General features: G+C 38.2%; 21 protein-coding genes and 1 other RNA gene. 15 read left to right on the top strand and 7 right to left on the bottom strand.

Translation table 11 applies throughout. The annotated features are described in order from the left end of the window. The first annotated feature begins 207 nt into the window (after positions 1-207). The 3 genes from ACJ004_RS19490 to ACJ004_RS19480 all read left to right on the top strand — a co-directional run bounded on the left by ACJ004_RS19490 (position 208) and on the right by ACJ004_RS19480 (position 2,870). Entirely contained in the window at positions 208-1,401 is a 1,194-nt protein-coding gene (locus ACJ004_RS19490; protein WP_410894798.1) for an acetate kinase, read from the top strand. Positions 1,402-1,518: 117 nt separating this feature from the next. Beyond that, positions 1,519-2,361 (top strand): EcsC family protein, encoded by an 843-nt coding sequence (locus ACJ004_RS19485; protein ID WP_410894797.1) that lies wholly within the window; start codon positions 1,519-1,521, stop codon positions 2,359-2,361. After that, complete coding sequence (locus tag ACJ004_RS19480; protein ID WP_410894796.1) at positions 2,358-2,870, top strand: MogA/MoaB family molybdenum cofactor biosynthesis protein; 513 nt, start codon at positions 2,358-2,360, stop codon at positions 2,868-2,870. Before ACJ004_RS19485 ends, ACJ004_RS19480 begins: the two co-directional genes overlap by 4 nt. Positions 2,871-2,910: 40 nt before the next feature. On the opposite strand, the gene ACJ004_RS19475 is transcribed toward ACJ004_RS19480, so the two are convergent. Together ACJ004_RS19475 and ACJ004_RS19470 are read right to left on the bottom strand one after the other, a co-directional pair. Continuing rightward, positions 2,911-3,225 (bottom strand): hypothetical protein, encoded by a 315-nt coding sequence (locus ACJ004_RS19475; protein WP_410894795.1) that lies wholly within the window; start codon positions 3,223-3,225, stop codon positions 2,911-2,913. Positions 3,226-3,357: 132 nt separating this feature from the next. Next, a complete protein-coding gene (locus tag ACJ004_RS19470; RefSeq protein WP_410894794.1) occupies positions 3,358-3,810 on the bottom strand; it encodes a universal stress protein in 453 nt (150 codons plus the stop codon). A 106-nt stretch (positions 3,811-3,916) separates the two neighbouring features. On the opposite strand from ACJ004_RS19470, the gene ACJ004_RS19465 reads away from it, so the two are divergent. The 3 genes from ACJ004_RS19465 (at position 3,917) to ald (ending at position 5,960) form a co-directional block, all read left to right on the top strand. Then, complete coding sequence (locus tag ACJ004_RS19465) at positions 3,917-4,075, top strand: hypothetical protein (protein WP_410894793.1); 159 nt, start codon at positions 3,917-3,919, stop codon at positions 4,073-4,075. Between the two features lie 157 nt (positions 4,076-4,232). Then, on the top strand, positions 4,233-4,664 hold the full coding sequence (locus ACJ004_RS19460; RefSeq protein ID WP_410894792.1) for a hypothetical protein: 432 nt from the start codon (positions 4,233-4,235) through the stop codon (positions 4,662-4,664). Between the two features lie 177 nt (positions 4,665-4,841). Then, positions 4,842-5,960, top strand: coding sequence for an alanine dehydrogenase (gene ald, locus ACJ004_RS19455; RefSeq protein WP_410894791.1), 1,119 nt, complete (start codon positions 4,842-4,844; stop codon positions 5,958-5,960). A 90-nt stretch (positions 5,961-6,050) separates the two neighbouring features. On the opposite strand, the gene ssrS is transcribed toward ald, so the two are convergent. Together ssrS and ACJ004_RS19445 are read right to left on the bottom strand one after the other, a co-directional pair. Next, positions 6,051-6,247: non-coding RNA, 6S RNA (gene ssrS / locus ACJ004_RS19450), on the bottom strand. Positions 6,248-6,303: 56 nt separating this feature from the next. Beyond that, positions 6,304-7,401 carry a M24 family metallopeptidase gene (locus tag ACJ004_RS19445; RefSeq protein ID WP_410894790.1) on the bottom strand — a complete coding sequence of 366 codons (1,098 nt, stop codon included), beginning with the start codon at positions 7,399-7,401 and terminating at the stop codon, positions 6,304-6,306. 188 nt (positions 7,402-7,589) lie between these two features. Between ACJ004_RS19445 and ACJ004_RS19440 the strand changes: the two genes are divergently transcribed. From ACJ004_RS19440 to ACJ004_RS19430, 3 genes are all read left to right on the top strand, one after another. Continuing rightward, the gene (locus ACJ004_RS19440; protein WP_410894789.1) at positions 7,590-8,270 is read left to right on the top strand and encodes a metal-dependent hydrolase; all 681 of its coding nucleotides are present in this window, start codon (positions 7,590-7,592) and stop codon (positions 8,268-8,270) included. A gap of 83 nt (positions 8,271-8,353) precedes the next feature. Further along, positions 8,354-8,593 (top strand): hypothetical protein, encoded by a 240-nt coding sequence (locus tag ACJ004_RS19435; RefSeq protein WP_410894788.1) that lies wholly within the window; start codon positions 8,354-8,356, stop codon positions 8,591-8,593. Positions 8,594-8,719: 126 nt separating this feature from the next. Next, entirely contained in the window at positions 8,720-10,039 is a 1,320-nt protein-coding gene (locus ACJ004_RS19430; protein ID WP_410894787.1) for a DRTGG domain-containing protein, read from the top strand. 59 nt (positions 10,040-10,098) lie between these two features. Here the strand turns inward: ACJ004_RS19430 and ACJ004_RS19425 are convergent, their stop codons facing one another. Next, a complete protein-coding gene (locus tag ACJ004_RS19425) occupies positions 10,099-10,410 on the bottom strand; it encodes a YtpI family protein (protein WP_410894786.1) in 312 nt (103 codons plus the stop codon). A 96-nt stretch (positions 10,411-10,506) separates the two neighbouring features. On the opposite strand from ACJ004_RS19425, the gene ACJ004_RS19420 reads away from it, so the two are divergent. Beyond that, entirely contained in the window at positions 10,507-11,457 is a 951-nt protein-coding gene (locus ACJ004_RS19420) for a DHH family phosphoesterase (protein ID WP_410894785.1), read from the top strand. A 92-nt stretch (positions 11,458-11,549) separates the two neighbouring features. Here ACJ004_RS19420 and ytrI read toward each other — a convergent pair whose 3' ends face one another. Together ytrI and ytrH are read right to left on the bottom strand one after the other, a co-directional pair. Beyond that, positions 11,550-12,050, bottom strand: coding sequence for a sporulation membrane protein YtrI (gene ytrI, locus ACJ004_RS19415; protein ID WP_410894784.1), 501 nt, complete (start codon positions 12,048-12,050; stop codon positions 11,550-11,552). Further along, the gene (gene ytrH / locus ACJ004_RS19410) at positions 12,047-12,385 is read right to left on the bottom strand and encodes a sporulation membrane protein YtrH (protein ID WP_026563332.1); all 339 of its coding nucleotides are present in this window, start codon (positions 12,383-12,385) and stop codon (positions 12,047-12,049) included. The genes ytrI and ytrH overlap by 4 nt, the downstream gene beginning before the upstream one ends. A gap of 218 nt (positions 12,386-12,603) precedes the next feature. Between ytrH and dnaE the strand changes: the two genes are divergently transcribed. The 5 genes from dnaE to accA all read left to right on the top strand — a co-directional run bounded on the left by dnaE (position 12,604) and on the right by accA (position 20,016). Then, entirely contained in the window at positions 12,604-15,966 is a 3,363-nt protein-coding gene (gene dnaE, locus ACJ004_RS19405; protein ID WP_410894783.1) for a DNA polymerase III subunit alpha, read from the top strand. Positions 15,967-16,093: 127 nt separating this feature from the next. Next, the gene (gene ystJ, locus ACJ004_RS19400) at positions 16,094-17,332 is read left to right on the top strand and encodes an NADP-dependent malic enzyme (protein ID WP_410894782.1); all 1,239 of its coding nucleotides are present in this window, start codon (positions 16,094-16,096) and stop codon (positions 17,330-17,332) included. A 7-nt stretch (positions 17,333-17,339) separates the two neighbouring features. After that, positions 17,340-17,969: a FadR/GntR family transcriptional regulator gene (locus tag ACJ004_RS19395; RefSeq protein ID WP_410894781.1), complete on the top strand. Its 630-nt coding sequence runs from the start codon at positions 17,340-17,342 to the stop codon at positions 17,967-17,969. A 197-nt stretch (positions 17,970-18,166) separates the two neighbouring features. Beyond that, on the top strand, positions 18,167-19,045 hold the full coding sequence (gene accD / locus ACJ004_RS19390) for an acetyl-CoA carboxylase, carboxyltransferase subunit beta (protein ID WP_410894780.1): 879 nt from the start codon (positions 18,167-18,169) through the stop codon (positions 19,043-19,045). Beyond that, complete coding sequence (gene accA / locus ACJ004_RS19385) at positions 19,039-20,016, top strand: acetyl-CoA carboxylase carboxyl transferase subunit alpha (protein WP_410894779.1); 978 nt, start codon at positions 19,039-19,041, stop codon at positions 20,014-20,016. The genes accD and accA overlap by 7 nt, the downstream gene beginning before the upstream one ends. Positions 20,017-20,052 lie beyond the last annotated feature (36 nt).

Genomic DNA, 20,052 nt, shown 5'->3' with positions numbered 1-20,052 from the left:
TTTTTTGACAAATACAAAAATATGAAATATCAGAATAAATTTTTATTTGTAATGTAATCGTTGCCAAGGGAAATTTGCCTTGAAATATAATAAACACAATGATTCAATTAAGGATGGAAATAATCAAGAGTGGTTTGAGCAAAATAATGTTGTACTACACAAAAAAATGCCAAACCAGTGTTGTTATATAAAAGGAGCGGTAACGATATGTCAAAAATTATTGCTATTAATGCGGGGAGTTCTTCCTTAAAGTTTCAATTATTTGAAATGCCAAGTGAAGATGTCATTACAAAAGGACTTATAGAAAGAATTGGCTTAAATGATTCGATTTTTAATATTTCGGTTAACGGAGAAAAAATTCAAGAAATAATTGATATTCCTGATCATGAAGTCGCGGTTAAAATGCTTTTAGATAAATTAACGACACTTGGAATTATCCAATCTCTTGATGAGATTGTTGGAATGGGACACCGTGTGGTTCATGGTGGAGAAACATTTACGGATTCTGTGCTTATTACAGATGAAGTTATTAAAAAAATTGAAGAACTATCGGAACTTGCGCCATTGCATAACCCAGCAAATTTAACCGGAATCAAAGCTTTTATGAGCGTGCTTCCTAATGTTCCTGCAGTTGCAGTGTTTGATACGGCTTTCCATCAAACGATGCCAGAAAGTTCTTACCTATACAGCTTACCAATGGAGTATTACGAGAAGTATGGTATTCGTAAGTATGGCTTTCATGGAACCTCTCATAAATATGTTTCACAGCGTGCAGCTGAGCTATTAGGTCGACCTGTTGAACAATTACGTCTCATTTCCTGTCATTTAGGAAACGGTGCAAGTATTGCAGCAATTGAAGGCGGAATGTCTATTGACACATCTATGGGCTTTACACCACTTGCTGGGGTAACCATGGGTACTCGTTCAGGTAATATTGACCCTGCATTGATCCCATATATCATGGAAAAAACCAATAAAACTGCTGAGGAAGTACTTGATGTACTAAATAAAAAGAGCGGTATGTTGGCAATGTCCGGTTTCTCTAGCGATTTACGTGATATTGAAATTGAAGCGAAAAAAGGAAATGAACGCGCGAAGCTTGCCTTGGATGTTTTTGCAAACAGGATTCATAAATACATCGGTTCATATGCTTCTCGAATGAATGGTGTCGATGCTATTATTTTCACCGCTGGAATTGGTGAAAATAGTGATACGATTAGGGAAAATGTATTAAGAGGTCTTGAATTTATGGGAGTCTATTGGGACCCAGCTCTTAATAAAGTTAGAGGCGAAGAAGCTTTTATTAATTATCCACACTCACCAGTTAAAGTATTAATCATCCCAACAAATGAAGAAGTAATGATTGCCCGCGATGTTGTACGTCTAGCTGACATCCATTAATCGTTATTATTTAAAAGGCAAAAGCTATGCCATAGCTTTTGCCTTTTGCCTTTTTATACAAGTATTTCTTTATGATATACTGGAATTAGAAAGCCTTGCTGTGAGGGGGAATCAAACATGCCATTGACAGACCGTGAAGCAAAGGTCTTGAAGGAAATACGGGATTGGGAAAGAAATATACAGGAATTTGTGCCGAATGATTTCCAACTAACCTATGAAAAATATTTGCAACATTCATTCTCATTATTACCTGAAAAGATTCAACGACAATTCTTTTCGGTTATCGATAGCTGGCTGTTTCATTTACATAGTATAATCCAAGGCTCTCAGCTGCAAATGGATGCAAAGGAGAGAATTCTATCTTCGGGGCGAATCTTTCAGAAGGACTTAGCAAAAATTGAAGACCTAAAAAAGTTAAGCATTGAGCAATTACAATACATAGCCGAGCAGCAAATCGCGCGTCATCGTCTATATTCTTTTGCACAAGGTGGCTTAGCGGGGACTGGTGGACCACTGCTGCTTGGCACCGACATACCAGCGATCGCAGTAATTAATTTAAGGGTAGTACAATTAATTGCGATGACCTATGGGATAGAGGTTAACACACCATTTGAAATGATGACCTCCCTGAAGGTCTTTCATACGGCAACATTACCACCAAGACTGCAAAGCGAGGGCTGGAACGCTCTAATGGCAGAATTAGACGGTCAGGAAGACTTTTATTTTTATGAAGGAAATGAAGAAATAACGGATATAACATGGCTTGAACAGCAGGTTCAACAACTTGTGAAAGCCCTGGTCATTACCTTGTTACGGAAAAAAATGATTCAAGGTATACCGCTTGTCAGTATGGCCATTGGTGCAGGTGCTAATTATCAGTTAACGAGAAAAGTAACCGAATTAGCCCATAAATATTATCAACTTCGTTATCTACGTGAAAAAGAGGTGTTTATTGAATGAGTACTCAAGAGCATAAAAAAGCTGCACCTAAGACAGTTAATTGCAAAGTAATTACGGTTAGTGATACAAGAAATAAGGAAACGGACAAAAGTGGAAAGTTGATGATGGACTTGCTCGAACAAGCAGGTCACAAGATTGTTGATTATGTCATAGTTAAAGATGTAGCCGATCCAATTCAAAATGAAATCGTAAAAGGATGTGCAAGTGAAGAAATCGATGTCATCTTAACTAATGGCGGAACGGGGATAGCCAAGCGGGATGTAACGATTGAGACGGTACAGAATCTACTTGATAAGGAGATTGTCGGTTTTGGAGAAATATTCCGGATGTTAAGCTATCAAGAAGATATTGGATCTGCTGCAATACTTTCCAGAGCTATTGCTGGGGTTGTGAAAAATAAAGCAGTATTCTCTACCCCAGGCTCAACTGGTGCTGTGAAGCTTGCTATGAATAAATTAATTTTACCTGAGATAAGCCATGTGGTGAAAGAGATTCAAAAAGACCTCTAATAATTAGGAAAACTCCCTTTTTAAATGGAAAGGGAGTTTTTTATTGATGAACTTTTGTTGAAAGAACTTCGTTTGCCCGGTACCATAGCCATAAATCATTAATAATCGAAGCTAGTTCAGCAATCTCCGTATTCAGTTGACAAGAGCGAGGAAAATTACTTTCATTTGAGAGAAGTGCTTGTTTATGGTTAATCTCGGTTTCAAGATCTCTTATCCGGTCAGGAATCGAGCCGCGAACTTGTTCCCAATAAAAAAGAATTTCCTGTTGTTTTGCCTTGTTGAAATGGTCCAATTCCAAGGTTAATTCTGGCAGTGGAATACCAAGACGATGGTCAAAAGAAAAATATTCTTTCATTCGATTGCCTCCAATCCGTTTGACTATTATTTATTCTACTATACATTTATCAACCATTCATTAAAAACCTATGTTTTTATTAATTGAAGAAAAAGCACGCAGCATCCATGCTGCGTGCTTATCAACTCTGTACTATGCTATATCTTTTTCAGTGCGGACAATGAGAACATCGCAATTTGCATAACGAGTAATATGTTCAGAAACACTTCCAATAAAGAACCTTTCCACAACATTTAATCCAGTCGCGCCGCAGATAATCAAGTCTACTTTGTGTTTTTTAGCTAAATCTCTAGGAATTCTTATTTTAGGAGAGCCGTAATCAATTGCAAATTGCACGTTTGTTAAGCCTGCATCCTCCGCTTGTTTTTTGTAGTTTTCAAGCATATCTTTTGCCAGCTTCTCTGCTCGATCTCCAATAACAGTATCATAAGCCTCAATTAATGCAAATGTTCTAGTGTCAATAACATGGACTAATAATAGGGTAGCATCATTTCTCTTGGCAATTTCAATCCCTTTTTTAAAAGCCCAATCAGCTTCTTTTGAACCATCAATAGCGACTAAAATATTTTTATATTTAAGTCCCATGATTTATCATCTCCTTACTTAAATTATACATTATTTAACAAGGGATAACTGTTGCAATTTTTCGAACAATAATGAGGTAACCTTAAAAAGGAAGGAGATTTACAGGATGGTGAAGCATGAACAAAAAAATCAGTTTTCGTTTGAGTTTGATGAACAGGGTACAAAGGAAGTCAGCCAACAAATTTTGAATTCATATAATAGTGGATTTATTGGCGAAGGCACCGCAATTGCCGATAACGATAACTTTGCTGGTACTGAGGGGTAAATGATGAGACTGTTGGGCTGTCCTAATATAGGACAGTTTTTTTTTTTTTTGGACAAATGTCATGGATATTTTTAATTAAAGGGCAAATACCCAAGAATATGCTTTTACATATGCATATTCTTTAATGTGTCAATTAATTAAAATGAGGAGGAGAAACATGACTACAGAAATGTATGGAGTGCCTAGTAACATTGATGTGAACTATAATGTGGTCGATCCTGCAGATGAAAGGATTCGTCCAGGGTTCGGACATTTTGGTGGTTTCGGAGGTTTTGGCCGTCCAGGATTTGGTTTCGGAGGTTTTGGCCGTCCAGGATTTGGATTCGGAGGTTTTGGCCGTCCAGGATTTGGATTCGGTGGTTTTGGCAGACCATTTGGATTTGGATTTGGCAGACCATTTGGATTTGGATTTGGCAGACCATTTGGATTTGGATTTGGCAGACCATTTGGATTTGGATTTGGATTCCCATTCTTAACTGGGTTAGCTGCAGGTGCCTTATTAGCTCCAGGTTTCGGTTATGGTTACGGATATCCTTACTATCCACCATATCCATACCCATATCCATACCCATATTATCCTTGGTATTAATGAACAAATAAAACAAAGGCTTTGCGATACACCGCAAAGCCTTTACTATATAATTTTGTCGAAATCTAATGTTTGTTAGTTAATAGCTACAAGGTTACATCTTACTTAACAAAAAGGGTATAATAAAATAAAATAGTCTCTTGGTTAATTTTACTAAATTTATTTGGAGGTTTGCACATGCGGATCGGTGTACCTAAAGAAATCAAGAATAATGAAAACCGTATTGCCATGACACCCGCTGGAGTGGTCAACCTAGTGAAATTTGGTCATGAGGTTTTTATTGAAAATGGAGCTGGGCTTGGATCTGGTTTTTTAAATGAGGATTATGAATCTGCGGGTGCGAAATTAGTAGATTCACCAGAAGAAGCATGGTCCATGGAAATGGTAATGAAGGTTAAAGAGCCACTTCCAAGTGAATACAAATACTTTCGTGAAGGATTAATATTATTTACATACTTACATCTAGCGCCTGAACCAGAATTAACGAAAGCGTTAATTGATAATAAAGTAGTAGGCATTGCTTATGAGACGGTTCAGTTACCCAATAGAAGCTTGCCATTATTAACGCCAATGAGTGAGGTGGCTGGAAGAATGGCCCCTCAAATTGGTGCTCAATTCCTTGAGAAGGTCCACGGGGGGATGGGAATTCTTCTTTCTGGTGTCCCAGGGGTCCAAAGAGGGACGGTTACCATTATCGGCGGCGGTGTAGCTGGAACAAATGCAGCTAAAATGGCGATTGGTTTAGGAGCAAAAGTGACTATTATTGATCTAAATCCTGATCGGCTTCGCCAATTGGATGATATATTTGGCTCGGATGTGACGACGCTTATGTCCAATCCCTATAATATTGCTGAAGCAGTGAAGGATTCTGATTTGGTGATAGGTGCTGTTCTTATTCCAGGGGCAAAAGCACCAAAACTTGTAACAGAAGTAATGATTCAATCAATGAAACCAGGTAGTGTCGTGGTGGATATTGCCATCGATCAGGGGGGGATTTTTGAAACCACTGACCGGATTACCACACACGACAATCCAACCTATGTGAAGCATGATGTGGTTCACTATGCTGTTGCTAACATGCCTGGTGCGGTGCCAAGAACTTCTACCCTTGCCTTAACAAATGTAACGGTCCCATATGCCGTGCAAATTGCCAATAAGGGCTATAAACAAGCTTGTCTCAGCAATGAGGCATTGTTAAAAGGAATCAACACACTTGGCGGCTTCGTGACCTATCAAGCTGTCGCAGAAGCGCATGGGCTTGAATTTTTAGATACAAAAACCTTGCTGGAAAAATAATGATATTTTTACGAGAAGAGGTGGACACCTCTTCTTTTTTTATAAAAATAAAAACCAGCTCCTAAAAGGAACTGGCTTTGAAATACATACTATGTAGCCGCATTTGCCGTATTAATATAAGAAAGTTTTAAACCACCACTCCTCAAAGTGGGTGTTCTCAGAAACATTTCCTGCGTGTCCTCCAAGTCTTATAGACGGAGGCTTGTCATTCCAGCTCCAATGGTTAAACTCCCTTTTACAGCTTAAAGGTTAAAACTTTATTATGACTACGAACAACGCAGCTTGTATTTGTATAATATATCAATTCTATCTAAATTTCAATGTAAAAAATTTACAAATGGAATTATTTTATAACCTGCAATTCTTTCGGGAATTTTGTGAGAACTTTTGCCCCGTCTGCAGTAATATAAATGTCATCTTCAATGCGGACACCGGCCACATTTGGTACATAAATACCAGGTTCAATCGTATAGACCATACCTTCCTCAATAATGAGTGGGTTTGTTTCTGTTAGTGACGGATACTCATGGACGCTAATTCCGAGCCCGTGCCCGAGCCTGTGTGGAAAAAAGTCTCCATAACCTGCATCAGCAATAATTCGACGGGCAGTAAGGTCTACTTCTGCCGCAGATACCCCTGGTTTGCTTGCTTCAATGGCAGCAAGCTGGGCTTTTAATACGGTGTCATAGATTTCCTTTTGTTTGTCATTAATATCACCGTATGCTACGGTCCTAGTGATATCAGAACAATACCTGTCAACAACCACACCTAGATCAAATAAAACTAGATCCCCTTTTTGAATTTTCGTATCTCCAGGGTTTCCATGAGGTGAAGCGGCATTAGCCCCAGTAAGAACCATTGTCGAAAACGACATTTCGGTTACACCTTTTTGTTTTAAGGCGTACTCTAGGGCGTTTAGTATTTCCAATTCTGTTTTGCCTTCCTTGATTTCACTAGCACCAAATTCAACCGCGAAATCGGCAAGAGCACAAGCTTCTTCAATAATTTTTAATTCCTTTGCATCCTTAATCATACGGAGCAGGCGTAATTTTTCTTCCGCAGAAACAAAGGATGCTTGTGGGAATAACTTTGTAAGATGTTCATAGCGTTCCACGTTCATATGTTCTTTTTCAATGGCTGCTTTGGAGACACCTTTAATTCTTTTCTGGATGGAATTTAGAATCATTTTCCATGGGTTGTCGATGTCGCTATAGCCAAGAATTTCATGGTCCCAACCAGAACGTTTCGCATCAGGCACTTCCATTCCCGGGCAGACAAGGAAAGGCTCGTCTTTCTGAAAAACTGCTAATGCCAGCAAGCGTTCATGTGGATTAGTGTAATATCCGCTTAAATAAAATACATTTTCAGAAGAGGTTAGAAAGGTAACTTCAATGTCGTTTTCCCTCATCCAGTTTTGAAGTTTAGTTAATCGCTGATTCATTTTAACTCCCCCTATATCAATCATATCCTATTTGAGATTATCAATTAAAAACCGAAATGTAAACTAACAGACGTTTTTGTCCTCCTTGTGCTTAAATTCGTTTGTAAAGGAATAAACTAGAGAAATGGAAGGAATTTCAGGTATTGTATGGAAATATTTAATAGAGAAAAATGAGAGGAGCGAGTTTGATGAAAATATCTTATCATGGCCATTCCGTTGTGCAAATTCAAACAAAGGGAAAGAGTATTATTATTGACCCCTTTATTAATGGAAACCAATTAACCGACTTAAAAGTGGAGGAAACAAGACCCGATGTCATTATTTTATCTCATGGTCACAATGATCATGTTGGGGATACAGTCGAATTAGCAAAGAAAAATAATGCTCTGGTAGTTGCCAACCACGAGCTTTCAACTTTCCTCAGCTGGCAAGGGGTTAATACCCATGCCATGCACATTGGTGGTGCCTATCAATTTGATTTTGGCAAAATTAAATTAACGCAAGCCTTTCATGGTTCAAGCTATGAAACAGAGAATAATGAACTCATCTATTGCGGAATGCCGGCTGGGATTTTATTTATGAATGAAGGAAAGACCATTTATCATGCCGGAGATACGGGGTTATTTTCAGATATGAAGTTGATTGGTGAGCGCCATCAGATTGATGTGGCCTTCCTGCCAATTGGAGATAATTTTACCATGGGACCTGAAGATGCAGTATATGCTGCCAAGCTGCTAAAAGCTAAAACAGTTGTGCCAATTCACTTTAATACGTTCCCTCCAATTAAGCAGGATCCGCATAAGTTTATTGATATGCTAGAAGATAAAAATGGTAAAGTACTCCAACCAGGCGAAGCAATCGAAATTTAAGTGTTCTAGATGATTTACATACTTTTTTTCCTCCGATAAGCATAAATATGGAACAAGCAGTCTTTTTAGGGGAGGAAATAAACATGAAAAAGAACAGATATTTACTTTGCCTGTTACTCTGTGGCTTCTTGCTGTATTATGGAGCGCCGAGATTATCGATTTATGCAGAAGGTGCCCAGGGGATTTTTTCAATCGTCTGGCTCTTATTTGCCTTAATCGTCATCGCTGGAAATCTTACGGGTTTGCTTTATAGTCCTAAAAGGCAAGGACAAAAACTTCAATCGGACCGACGTCCAAAGAAGAAATCCAGGTCCTATCATTGAGAATTAATTGTAATGTGAGAATCCGCATTGAATCAAGGCTTTATAAACTCTATAATAAAAGTTATACGTAATCCGGATTATTCGTAATTGAATGATTGGAATTTGACTATAAAAAGGGTGAAGGTCTTGGCCACAAAACATGAACAAATTTTACAATATATTGATGGACTCCCTATCGGGGAAAAGATATCAGTCAGACAAATTGCTAAGGCGATGGCCGTAAGTGAAGGTACAGCCTACCGTGCGATTAAAGAAGCGGAAAATAAAGGATATGTTAGTACCATCGAACGTGTTGGAACGATTAGAATAGAACGAAAGAAAAAAGAAAATATTGAAAAATTGACTTTTGCTGAAGTAGTAAATATTGTTGATGGACAGGTATTGGGCGGAAGAACGGGCTTGCATAAAACTCTTAATAAGTTTGTGATTGGCGCTATGAAATTAGAAGCCATGATGCGCTACACGGAGGCAGGCAACCTATTAATTGTTGGAAACCGGACACAAGCACATGAACTTGCCTTAAAAGCAGGCGCTTCCGTCCTCATTACCGGAGGATTCGATGCGGAAGAACATATCAAAAAGCTGGCTGATAAACTAGAAATACCAGTTATTTCAACGAGCTATGATACTTTTACTGTTGCTACGATGATTAACCGCGCTATTTATGACCAGTTGATCAAGAAGGAAATTATATTGGTTGAAGATATTTTAACTCCTCTTGCTGACACTTTTTATCTAAAAACGACGGATAAGGTGTCCAAATGGCATGAATTTAATCAACAAACTGCCCACAGCCGCTATCCTGTTGTCGATCAAAACTTGAAAATACAAGGGATGGTTACGAGCAAGGATATTTTAGGTCAAGATATGGAAGCATCCATTGATAAGATCATGACCAAACATCCGATGTCGGTTAATGGAAAAACAAGTGTGGCGTCAACAGCTCATACAATGGTCTGGGAAGGGATTGAAGTACTTCCTGTTACGGATGAATCTAACCGACTTGAAGGGATAATTAGCAGGCAGGATGTTTTAAAGGCCTTACAAATGAACCAGCGGCAGCCACAGGTTGGGGAAACCATCGATGATATCGTAACCAATCAAATGGTATTAATGCAGGGAAAAGCAAAAGGAGAAGAGGTTTACTCTTGCGAAGTAACACCACAAATGACAAACCAATTGGGAACCATTTCATACGGTGTTTTTACAACCATTGTCTCAGATGCTGCCAACCGCGTATTACGCTCCTATAAAAAAGGTGATCTTGTCGTTGAAAATATGACGATTTACTTTATTAAACCAGTTCAAATGGAAAGTAATTTAGAAATTTATCCAAAAGTCCTGGAAGTGGGACGTAAATTTGGTAAAGTGGATGTCGAGGTTTTCAATGAAGGAGTATTAGTCGGGAAAGCGATGATGATGTGTCAGTTGTTGGATAGGAGCTAGATTCAATTTATATTACTATAAAACAAAGCCGCTTCACTAATTGAGAAGCGGCTTCTATTTTATTTTTGCAGTTCAAAATTTTTCGCTTCCTCAATTGCGAAGGGAAGGTAATGTTTATATTTTTTGAAACCGATCCAGCCAAATACTGCCCCATAAATAATAAATACTGCAGCAACAATATAGGATACTGTTGTTTCGGAAATGAATAGCAGGTGATTAAGACCAAATAACAACACAAAAAGCCCAAGAGCAATATTTGATTTAGCAGCAAGCCATTTCTTTTCTACTAAACGGTTGCTTCTGATGTATTTTGTTTTATAAAATAGGTAGAAAGCAAATAGTATAGCAATTAATACAACAAGTACAAACATATTATTTCCTCCAGGCATAGAAAATCTTCTATTATTGTACATGTAAAAACAAAAAAATACCACTATGGTTTATGAGTAGGTAAAGGAGCATTGCCCATGATTGAGCAAATATTAGCTGAGATTGAAAAATATGACACCATAATTATTCATCGTCACGTCCGTCCAGATCCGGATGCTTATGGTTCGCAAGGCGGATTGGCAGCAATATTGCAAGAATCCTTTCCGAATAAAAGGATTTATGCAGTTGGTCAAGAAGAACCAACCCTTCATTACATGCGCAGGCTTGATGTGATTGAAGATGAAGTATATAAGGGAGCATTGGTGATCGTTTGTGATACCGCAAACGCTGCTAGGATCTGTGACAAGCGCTACACACTTGGTGATAAATTAATAAAGATTGATCATCACCCTAATGAAGACCGATATGGTGATTTACTTTGGGTGGATACAACTGCCAGCTCTTGCAGCGAAATGATCTATGAGTTTTATTTAAACGGAAAAGCTAAAGGGCTTAAAATGAATGATGAAGCGGCGAGACTGTTATATGCAGGGATTGTCGGTGATACTGGGAGATTTCTATTTCCAAGTACAACAGAAAAAACACTTGGCTATGCAGGAGAATTGATCCATTATAATTTTTCTCGCACTGAATTATTTGACAAGATGTATGAATTGGATATCAATATCATTAAATTAAATGGTTACATACTCCAAAATTTTAATCTTCAGAAAAACGGTGTCGCCTCCGTAAAACTAACAAAGGAACTACTTGAAGAATACAAGGCGAAACCAGCAGAAGCATCTCTCCTTGTCGGAACATTAGGGAATGTTAAAGGAATTAAAGCATGGGTTTTCTTCATCGAAGAAGACGAACAAATAAGAGTACGTCTTCGTTCAAAGGGACCAGTTATTAATGTAGTTGCACGCAAGTTTAATGGTGGGGGACACCCACTAGCGTCAGGTGCCTCCATCTACTCTTGGAACGAAGTAGACAATGTATTGAAAGCACTGGATGAGGTTTGTGAGAATTATACTTTTAACCATTAAAAAAATCGGCTCTCGCAATCGCGGGGCCGATTTCCTTTATTTTAGTCGAAGCGCTCCAGTCCATGCACCGCTAAACGGGTGATTCCGTTTTATTATTCAAATTTAATTTCTACCTGTATTGAGAGATTTGTATAGAAAACCATTTCTTTTACCTTGAGTTTATATCTTTTATCATTTATTTTTATGGGTTTATTTTCAATAATTTTTTTCAGAAGATCTTTACTTTTGTAGACTGTTTCGATATCTTTTGCAAGCATCAAGCTTATATCATCTCGAACCGAGTCTTCTGTCTCTAAAACACTTAAAGAATCAAGTTTATATTTTTCCCCGTTTATAATTCGAATATTGATTTTTTGTACTGTAAGCTGCTCAATTTTTCGCTTATTAATCTCTTTATATTCATCCTGCCAGATCTTTTTCTCTTCGTTTAAGTCAACAATTTTTTGCTCTTGTTTCCTAATTAATTCGGTATTCTCTTCCTGCCAGCCTCCATAAATATATAAAAAAATGCACCAGCTTATTGCTCCCCCAACGGCCATTCCAGCAAAAAAACGCTGCCAGGGTGGTTTTCTATATAACGGCGGGATTCTCATGATGAGATATGCTCCTGGGTCAACCAATTAATAATCAGGGCACCAGTCTGGGCACCGCCTAAGGCAGAGAGAATTAATAAAAACTGTTTAAAAAGATCCTTTGTATCGGCGTTAAATAATCCCCTTTCAAACGTATAAACCGCGTCAAACGTCCCACCGATGGCAGAAACAATGGCCCAAATTCTAAGCGCTGAAGATAAGCGATAAACGGTTGTTAGCGGCGGCTGCCCAGTTAGGAATGAAGCTATTCCCCCAATAAGCGATCCTCCAAGCACGACTCCCAAGGCAATAAAGTAGCTTTCTATAAAAGCAGGAAAAAAACCAATTTCTTTCATCTTGTCAACCGCCTCTTCCAGTAGTCAATACTAATACTCATTTATATGGACAAATATGTGTAAATATGAATGAAGAATTGGCCAGCTACAGCGCCTAGGGCAAATGGACATCGTTTAACGGGCGCTGCCGCTTTCTTAAAAAATGAGAACATATTTTCTTTTTTACCAATCTCGTTCTATAATAGAGGGAGAGATTATGGAATTAAGGGTGTGACAATATGTCTTTTATTCACCTGCATGTATATAGTGCATACAGTTTATTAACAAGTACGGCATCTGTCCCGGATTTAATAAAAAATGCACAAGAAAAAGGGTTTTCTGCCATCGCTTTAACGGACAGAAACGTCATGTACGGAACAGTCGAATTTTATAAGTTATGCCAAAAAAATAATTTGAAGCCCATTATCGGATTAACAGTGGATGTGGAAAGTGAGTACTCCAATAATGAGTCCTATCCATTAGTCTTACTCGCTGAAAATGATCGTGGTTATAAAAATTTGTTAAAGATATCTAGTACGGTGCAAACCAAAACGGAAAATGGAATTCCGCTCAAATGGTTGAAACATTATTCGGAAGGGTTAATTGCGATAACTCCTGGTCTCGAAGGTGAAATCGAGCAGTTGATCATCAATGACAACGAGGAAATAGCAAGAGATATGATTAGAAAACTAGACACCATTTTTGGACAGGATAGCTTTTTTCTTGCGATTCAAAATCATCACCTCGAACAAGAAACTAAAATAAGAAATAAGTTTACGATCATGTCAAAAGAAATGAATGTCCCGCTTGTAGCCACCCACCCAGTCTATTATTTAGAGAAAGAAGATATGTTTGCTCATGAATGTTTGCTAGCCATTAAAAATGGTGATAAATTGCAGGATGATCACAGAGAAAAGATGGAAAACGATCAATTCTATTTAAAAACGGCAGGCGAAATGGTTGATTGCTTTTCTGATATAACAGATGCATTGGAAAATACAATCCAGATTGCCAATAGATGTCACTTTGACATTGAATTAAATAAAACTTATTTGCCGGCATTTCCAACAGAAAAAGGAATTCCGGCTGAGGAATTCCTAGATCAATTGTGTAAACTGGGATTAAGTGAACGTTTTTCCTCGCCTTCTAAGGAGCATTTTGAACGGTTGTCCTATGAATTAGCGGTGATAAAACGAATGCAGTTCAGCAACTACTTTTTAATTGTTTGGGATTTTATGAAATACGCACGGGAGAATGGGATTTTGACAGGACCAGGGAGAGGTTCAGCAGCAGGTTCACTAGTTGCCTATGTTTTATACATTACAGATGTTGATCCATTAAAACATGATCTATTATTTGAGCGGTTTTTAAATCCTGAGCGAATTTCCATGCCGGATATAGATATTGATTTTCCAGACCATCGTCGTGATGAAGTGATAAATTATGTAGCGGCGAAATATGGGGAACTGCATGTTGCTCAAATTGTTACATTTGGAACACTCGCTGCAAAAGCAGTCCTAAGAGATATCGGAAAGGTATTCGGGTTAAATTCCAAGGAACTCGAACATTTATCAAGAATGATTCCGTCGCGATTAGGAATAGACTTGAAAGGTGCTTATAAAGAATCAGAAGCGCTTAGAAGGTTTATTAATGAAAGTCCGATGTATCAACGTCTTTTTGAAACGGCTTTAAAACTAGAAGGACTTCCGCGTCATACTTCCACGCATGCAGCAGGTGTTGTTATTAGTGAGAAGCCGCTTATTGATTTAATCCCCATCCAGCGGGGGACAAACCATGTTTTTTTAACGCAATTTTCAATGGAGTACCTGGAAGAAATCGGCCTCTTAAAAATGGACTTTCTTGGCCTGCGAAATCTTACATTGATAGATTCAATTTTATCTTCAATCTCACGTAAAACTGGTAAAAAAATAAACATTAGTTCGATTCCATTAGATGACACCCTAACCTTCAACCTGTTAGCTAAAGGTGAAACAACGGGTGTATTCCAACTTGAATCAGAAGGAATGCGCAAGGTTCTAACACGCTTAAAGCCTTCCCACTTTGAGGATATCGTGGCAGTTAATGCCTTATACCGCCCAGGACCAATGGAAAATATCCCGCTCTTTATAGACAGGAAACATGGCGTACAAGCAGTTGAATATCCACACCCTGATTTACGGCCAATCCTTGAAAATACATATGGTGTCATTGTCTATCAAGAGCAAATTATCCAAATAGCATCGAAAATGGCAGGCTTTTCGCTGGGGGAAGCGGATCTTTTAAGAAGGGCAGTCGGGAAAAAGAAAAAAGAAATTCTAGATCAAGAGCGCAGTCATTTTGTGCATGGTGCTCTAAAAAAAGGCTATGAACAAACACTTGCCAATGATGTTTACGATTTAATCGTCCGCTTTGCTAACTATGGCTTTAACAGAAGTCACGCCGTTGCCTATAGTATGATTGCCTATCAGTTGGCTTATTTAAAAGCAAATTATCCGGTTTATTTTATGGCAGGCTTACTTACCTCCGCAATCGGAAATGATACGAAAATAGCACAATACGTGATGGAAACAAAACAAAAAGATATCACAGTCCTGCCACCATCTATCAATCATAGCGGCTATTCCTTTCAAGTGGAACAAGAGGAGATCCGTTACAGCTTGGCGGCGGTTAAAAGTGTAGGGGCAGCCGCTTTAAAAGAGATCTTTCAGGCGAGGAAAAAGAAAAGGTTTGCAGACTTATTTGATTTTTGTATTCGGGTTTCTAGTAAAGCTATCAACCGAAAAACGCTCGAGTTCCTTGTTCACTCTGGCTGCTTCGACGAGTTTGGCGAAGATCGTGCCGTGTTGCTTGCTAGTTTAGATGTTGCAATGGAACATGCCCAAATATTTAAACCAACAGATAACAACCAATTTGATTTATTTGAAGATGAATTCATGCCAAAGCCGAAATATATGCAAGTCGATCCCATTAGTCAAGAGAATAAGCTGACATTTGAAAAAGAAGCACTTGGTTTTTATCTTTCTGATCATCCGCTTTCTATTTATGAAGAGCAGCTTAAGCAAAGTGGGGCACACTCCTTATTTGGTATGAATCATAACAACCAACGGGTATCAGTTGGAGTATATATCACTTCGATGAAATCAATTCGTACCAAAAAAGGTGATTCGATGGCCTTTTTAACCGTAAGTGATTCAAGTGGTGAAATGGAAGCAGTGGCCTTCCCTAATGTATACAAAAAATATTCGCACTTATTAGGGCATGGCAGGTTTACATTACTTGAAGGGAAGATCGAAGAACGTGATGGGAAACAGCAATTAATCATTCAACAAGTTTTTCTATTAGAAGAGTGGCTAAAAACAAAAACACGTAAACAATCAGTTTTATATTTGAAAATAGTAGAAGAAAGACAAGATGAGAAATTTCTTCAGCAGATCCATCAACTTTTAAAAGATAATCAAGGCACTGCAGCTGTAATTTTACACTATGAAAAAAGTCGAAAAACAATTAAGTTAGGTGAAGAAAATAATATCAAACCAACCCTCGAATTACTGCAATTATTAAGGGAGATGCTTGGGCCAAAAAATGTTGTCTTGAAGGAATAATTCTTTACAACTATCTAAGATATGTTATAGTGATAATGAGACAAGTGTGGTCTGACCACCAAAAAATCGGGCTACATATAGTGGGATGTTTATAAACTTTTTGTATAAATTTGAGGGGTGACATATCTTGACTTTACGGGAAGAAGCATTACATATGCATCGAATTAATAAAGGAAAGTTAGAGTCGAAGTCAAAAGTTCTAGTCCGAAATGCACATGATTTAAGCTTAGCTTATTCACCAGGTGTTGCAGAGCCATGTAAAGATATCTATGAGAAACCAGAATTAGTTTACGAATATACCATGAAAGGGAATATGGTTGCCGTCGTTTCCGATGGTACAGCAGTTCTTGGGCTTGGGAATATTGGTCCGGAAGCAGCACTACCTGTTATGGAAGGTAAAGCGGTATTATTTAAGAGTTTTGCCGGGGTTGATGCATTTCCGATTTGTTTAAACACAACCGATGTAGATAAAATTGTTGAAACTGTGAAATTGCTGGAACCTACTTTTGGTGGCGTGAATCTAGAAGATATTGCTGCTCCAAATTGTTTCGTTATTGAGGAACGATTGAAGAAGGAGGCAAATATCCCAATTTTCCATGATGATCAGCATGGTACAGCTATTGTAACAGTAGCAGGTCTTGTCAATGCCCTAAAGCTAATTGGCAAAAAAATGACCGAAATTAAGGTAGTCGCAAACGGTGCAGGTGCTGCCGGGATTGCAATTATTAAATTGTTATATAGTTATGGTGTAAGGGACATAATTATGTGTGATACCAAAGGAGCCATTTACGAAGGGCGTCCACAAGGTATGAATGTAGTGAAAGCTGAAGTAGCTAAGTTTACAAATCGAGATAATCTATCTGGCAGCCTTGAAGATGTAATTAAAGGTGCAGATGTATTTATCGGGGTTTCAGTAGCAGGAGCACTTACAAAAGAAATGGTCGCTTCAATGAATCCTGATTCTATTATTTTTGCAATGGCTAATCCGGTCCCTGAAATTATGCCAGATGAGGCAAAAGCAGCAGGAGCAAAAGTGGTGGGAACCGGTCGTTCAGATTTTCCAAACCAGGTAAACAATGTTCTCGCCTTTCCAGGAATTTTCCGTGGGGCACTCGATGTTCGTGCCACCCATATAAATGAAAAAATGAAAGTCGCGGCAGTAGAAGCTATTGCCAACCTGATCAATCCAGATGAACTTAATGCGGATTATGTTATTCCTGGTCCTTTTGATCCAAGAGTTGCGCCAGATGTAGCTGCAGCAGTAGCAAAAGCAGCTATGGAAACAGGTGTAGCACGTATTAAGGTTGATCCAGAAGAAATAAAGGAAAAAACAAAGAGGCTCGCTATTATTGGTAAAAGTGAGTGATACGTGAGTGGCAAACAATACCAAGGTCTATTTAGAGATTGTTAAGCAACTACGTGAAATGATTACCATTGGTGATCTAAAAACTGGAGATAAGATTCCTTCTGAACGAGAATTGTCTGAGCGCCTGAATTTCGGGCGCTCTTCAGTTAGAGAGGCACTTAGAGCTTTAGAACTACTTGGATTAATTGAAACCAGGCGTGGTGAAGGGACGTTTATTCGGGATTTTCGGGGGAATCATCTGGTTCAGTTGCTTAGTACATTTATTTTACAAGATGAAAAAGCGAAACGAGATGTATTTGAAACAAAGAACTTTATAGAGATGGATTGCCTAAGATTAGCCCTTCAAAAAATAGATGATAATAATATTGTAAACTTGAAATCATGGGTGAATCAGGAAAATGTTTTAAATGATGATGAGTTTTTTTATCAAATTATTGAAATAGCAGATAACCACCTTTTTTCTAGAATTTGGTCCATCTTAAAAGATTATTACCATTCACTCGATTCAAGTAATTTTATCTATCATCGTGAAGATTATTTAATCCTACTAGATGCCTTAGCCGAAAAGAATGAAGCGAAAACACTGTCTGCTTATTACAATCTACGGAATTTGTCAGTTTTTAACGACAAATACTAACAGATTTTGAACTCTTTTTATCTTATAGTGAAGGTTATCCAAGCCCTAGGAAACGGGTGTTTTTTATCTATAAGTGGTCTGACCACCCTTGAAAGCAACGAGGTATGAAGTAAAGCTTAAATAGAAAAACTTTTAGTAAAGTTATGATTGGATAAACTTGCCATTTGGCGTTATCGAAGCACAAAGGAGGTTTAATTTTGGCGCTGAAAGATCTTTTTTCAAAAAACCAGACAAAAAAGAAGAAATATGCTCAAATTCCGACGGAAAATGCAAAGAATGATGTTCCTGAAGGAATAATGACAAAGTGCCCTTCTTGTAAGAAAATCATGTATACAAAAGAATTGTTGAAAAACTCTAAGGTATGTTTGCATTGCGGACATCATTTTCCAATGAATTCTAAAGAACGATTGGACAGCTTCATTGATGAAGGAAGTTTTGTAGAATTTAATGAAGATATGATTTCTAAAAATCCATTGGATTTTCCTGACTATATTGAAAAGCTTGAGAAAGATCGGCAAAAGAGTAAGTTAAATGAGGCTGTTGTAACAGGCATTGGAACAGTCAATGATCATAAAATTGTTCTTGCGATAATGGATGCTTCGTTCCGAATGGGAAGCATGGGCTCAGTAGTCGGCGAAAAAATTACACAAGCCATTGAAAAAGCGGATGAATTAAATGTCCCTTTTATTATTTTTACTGCTTCAGGTGGTGCCCGAATGCAAGAGGGGGCACTAAGTTTGATGCAAATGGCAAAAACTAGTGTGGCACTCAAGAAGTTTAGTAATAATGGCGGATTAATCATCTCGATTATGACACATCCAACAACTGGCGGGGTTTCTGCGAGTTTTGCATCATTAGGTGATTTCAACCTTTCTGAACCTGGTGCGCTCATTGCTTTCGCAGGACGAAGAGTTATTGAACAATCCATACGCGAAGAATTGCCAGAGGATTTTCAAACGTCCGAGTTCCTTTTAAAACATGGTCAACTGGATGCAATTATCCATCGAACTGACTTAGTTGAGAAAATCACCAACATTCTAGAAATCCATCAACCTGGAGGTGTGTTCAGATGGTAGGAGAGTTAGAATTTGAACGCCCGGTAATTGAATTAAGAAAAAAAATTACTGATTTACAAGAGTTCACAAAAACGGCTGATGTTGACCTAAGCTCAGAAATCTCCAAATTAGAGAAAAGGCTTGAAAAACTCGAACAAAGTATTTATGAAAATATTAAGCCTTGGGACAGGGTCCAAATTGCTCGTCTTCCGAACCGGCCAACCACATTAGATTACATTCCCTATTTGTTTGAGAATTTCTTTGAATGTCATGGAGACCGAACCTTTGGTGATGATGAGGCAATTGTAGGCGGGATTGCTAAATATCGAGGTTTACCCGTTACAGTGATTGGACACCAGCGTGGAAAAGATACAAAAGAAAATATTCGCAGGAACTTTGGAATGCCTCATCCAGAGGGATATCGAAAAGCACTTCGATTAATGAATCAGGCAAATAAATTTAATCGACCGATTATTTGTTTCATTGATACAAAGGGAGCCTATCCTGGTAAGGCTGCAGAAGAACGTGGACAGAGTGAAGCAATTGCACGCAATTTGTTTGAAATGGCTGGATTAAAGGTTCCTGTAGTGTGTATTGTTATTGGTGAAGGCGGTAGTGGTGGTGCTCTTGCTCTTGGAGTGGGAAATCGGATTTATATGCTCGAGAATTCCACTTACTCGGTCATTTCACCAGAGGGTGCAGCAGCTATTTTATGGAAAGATGCATCTTTAGCTAGAAATGCGGCCGAAACCATGAAAATTACTGCTCCTGATCTAAAAGAGCTAGGCGTCATTGATGATATTATTCCGGAGATTAAGGGCGGCGCTCAAAGGGATGTAATAAAGCAAGCTGAAGAAATTGATAATGTACTGAAGAAAGCTTTACAGCAGCTTCTTAAGCTGTCGGAAGATGAACTTATCGCTGATCGATATAACCGTTTTAGGACAATCGGTGAATTTGCGACAGTTAATGATTATATTGGTGTTAATTAATAAAGGCTCTTTTCGTAAACTACCTTAATAAAACGT

This window comes from Neobacillus sp. 204 (genome assembly GCF_046562815.1).
Taxonomy (GTDB): domain Bacteria; phylum Bacillota; class Bacilli; order Bacillales; family Cytobacillaceae; genus Neobacillus.
The sequence above is the reverse complement of the archived record's forward strand: the minus strand, read 5'-3'. Positions and strand labels throughout refer to the sequence as shown.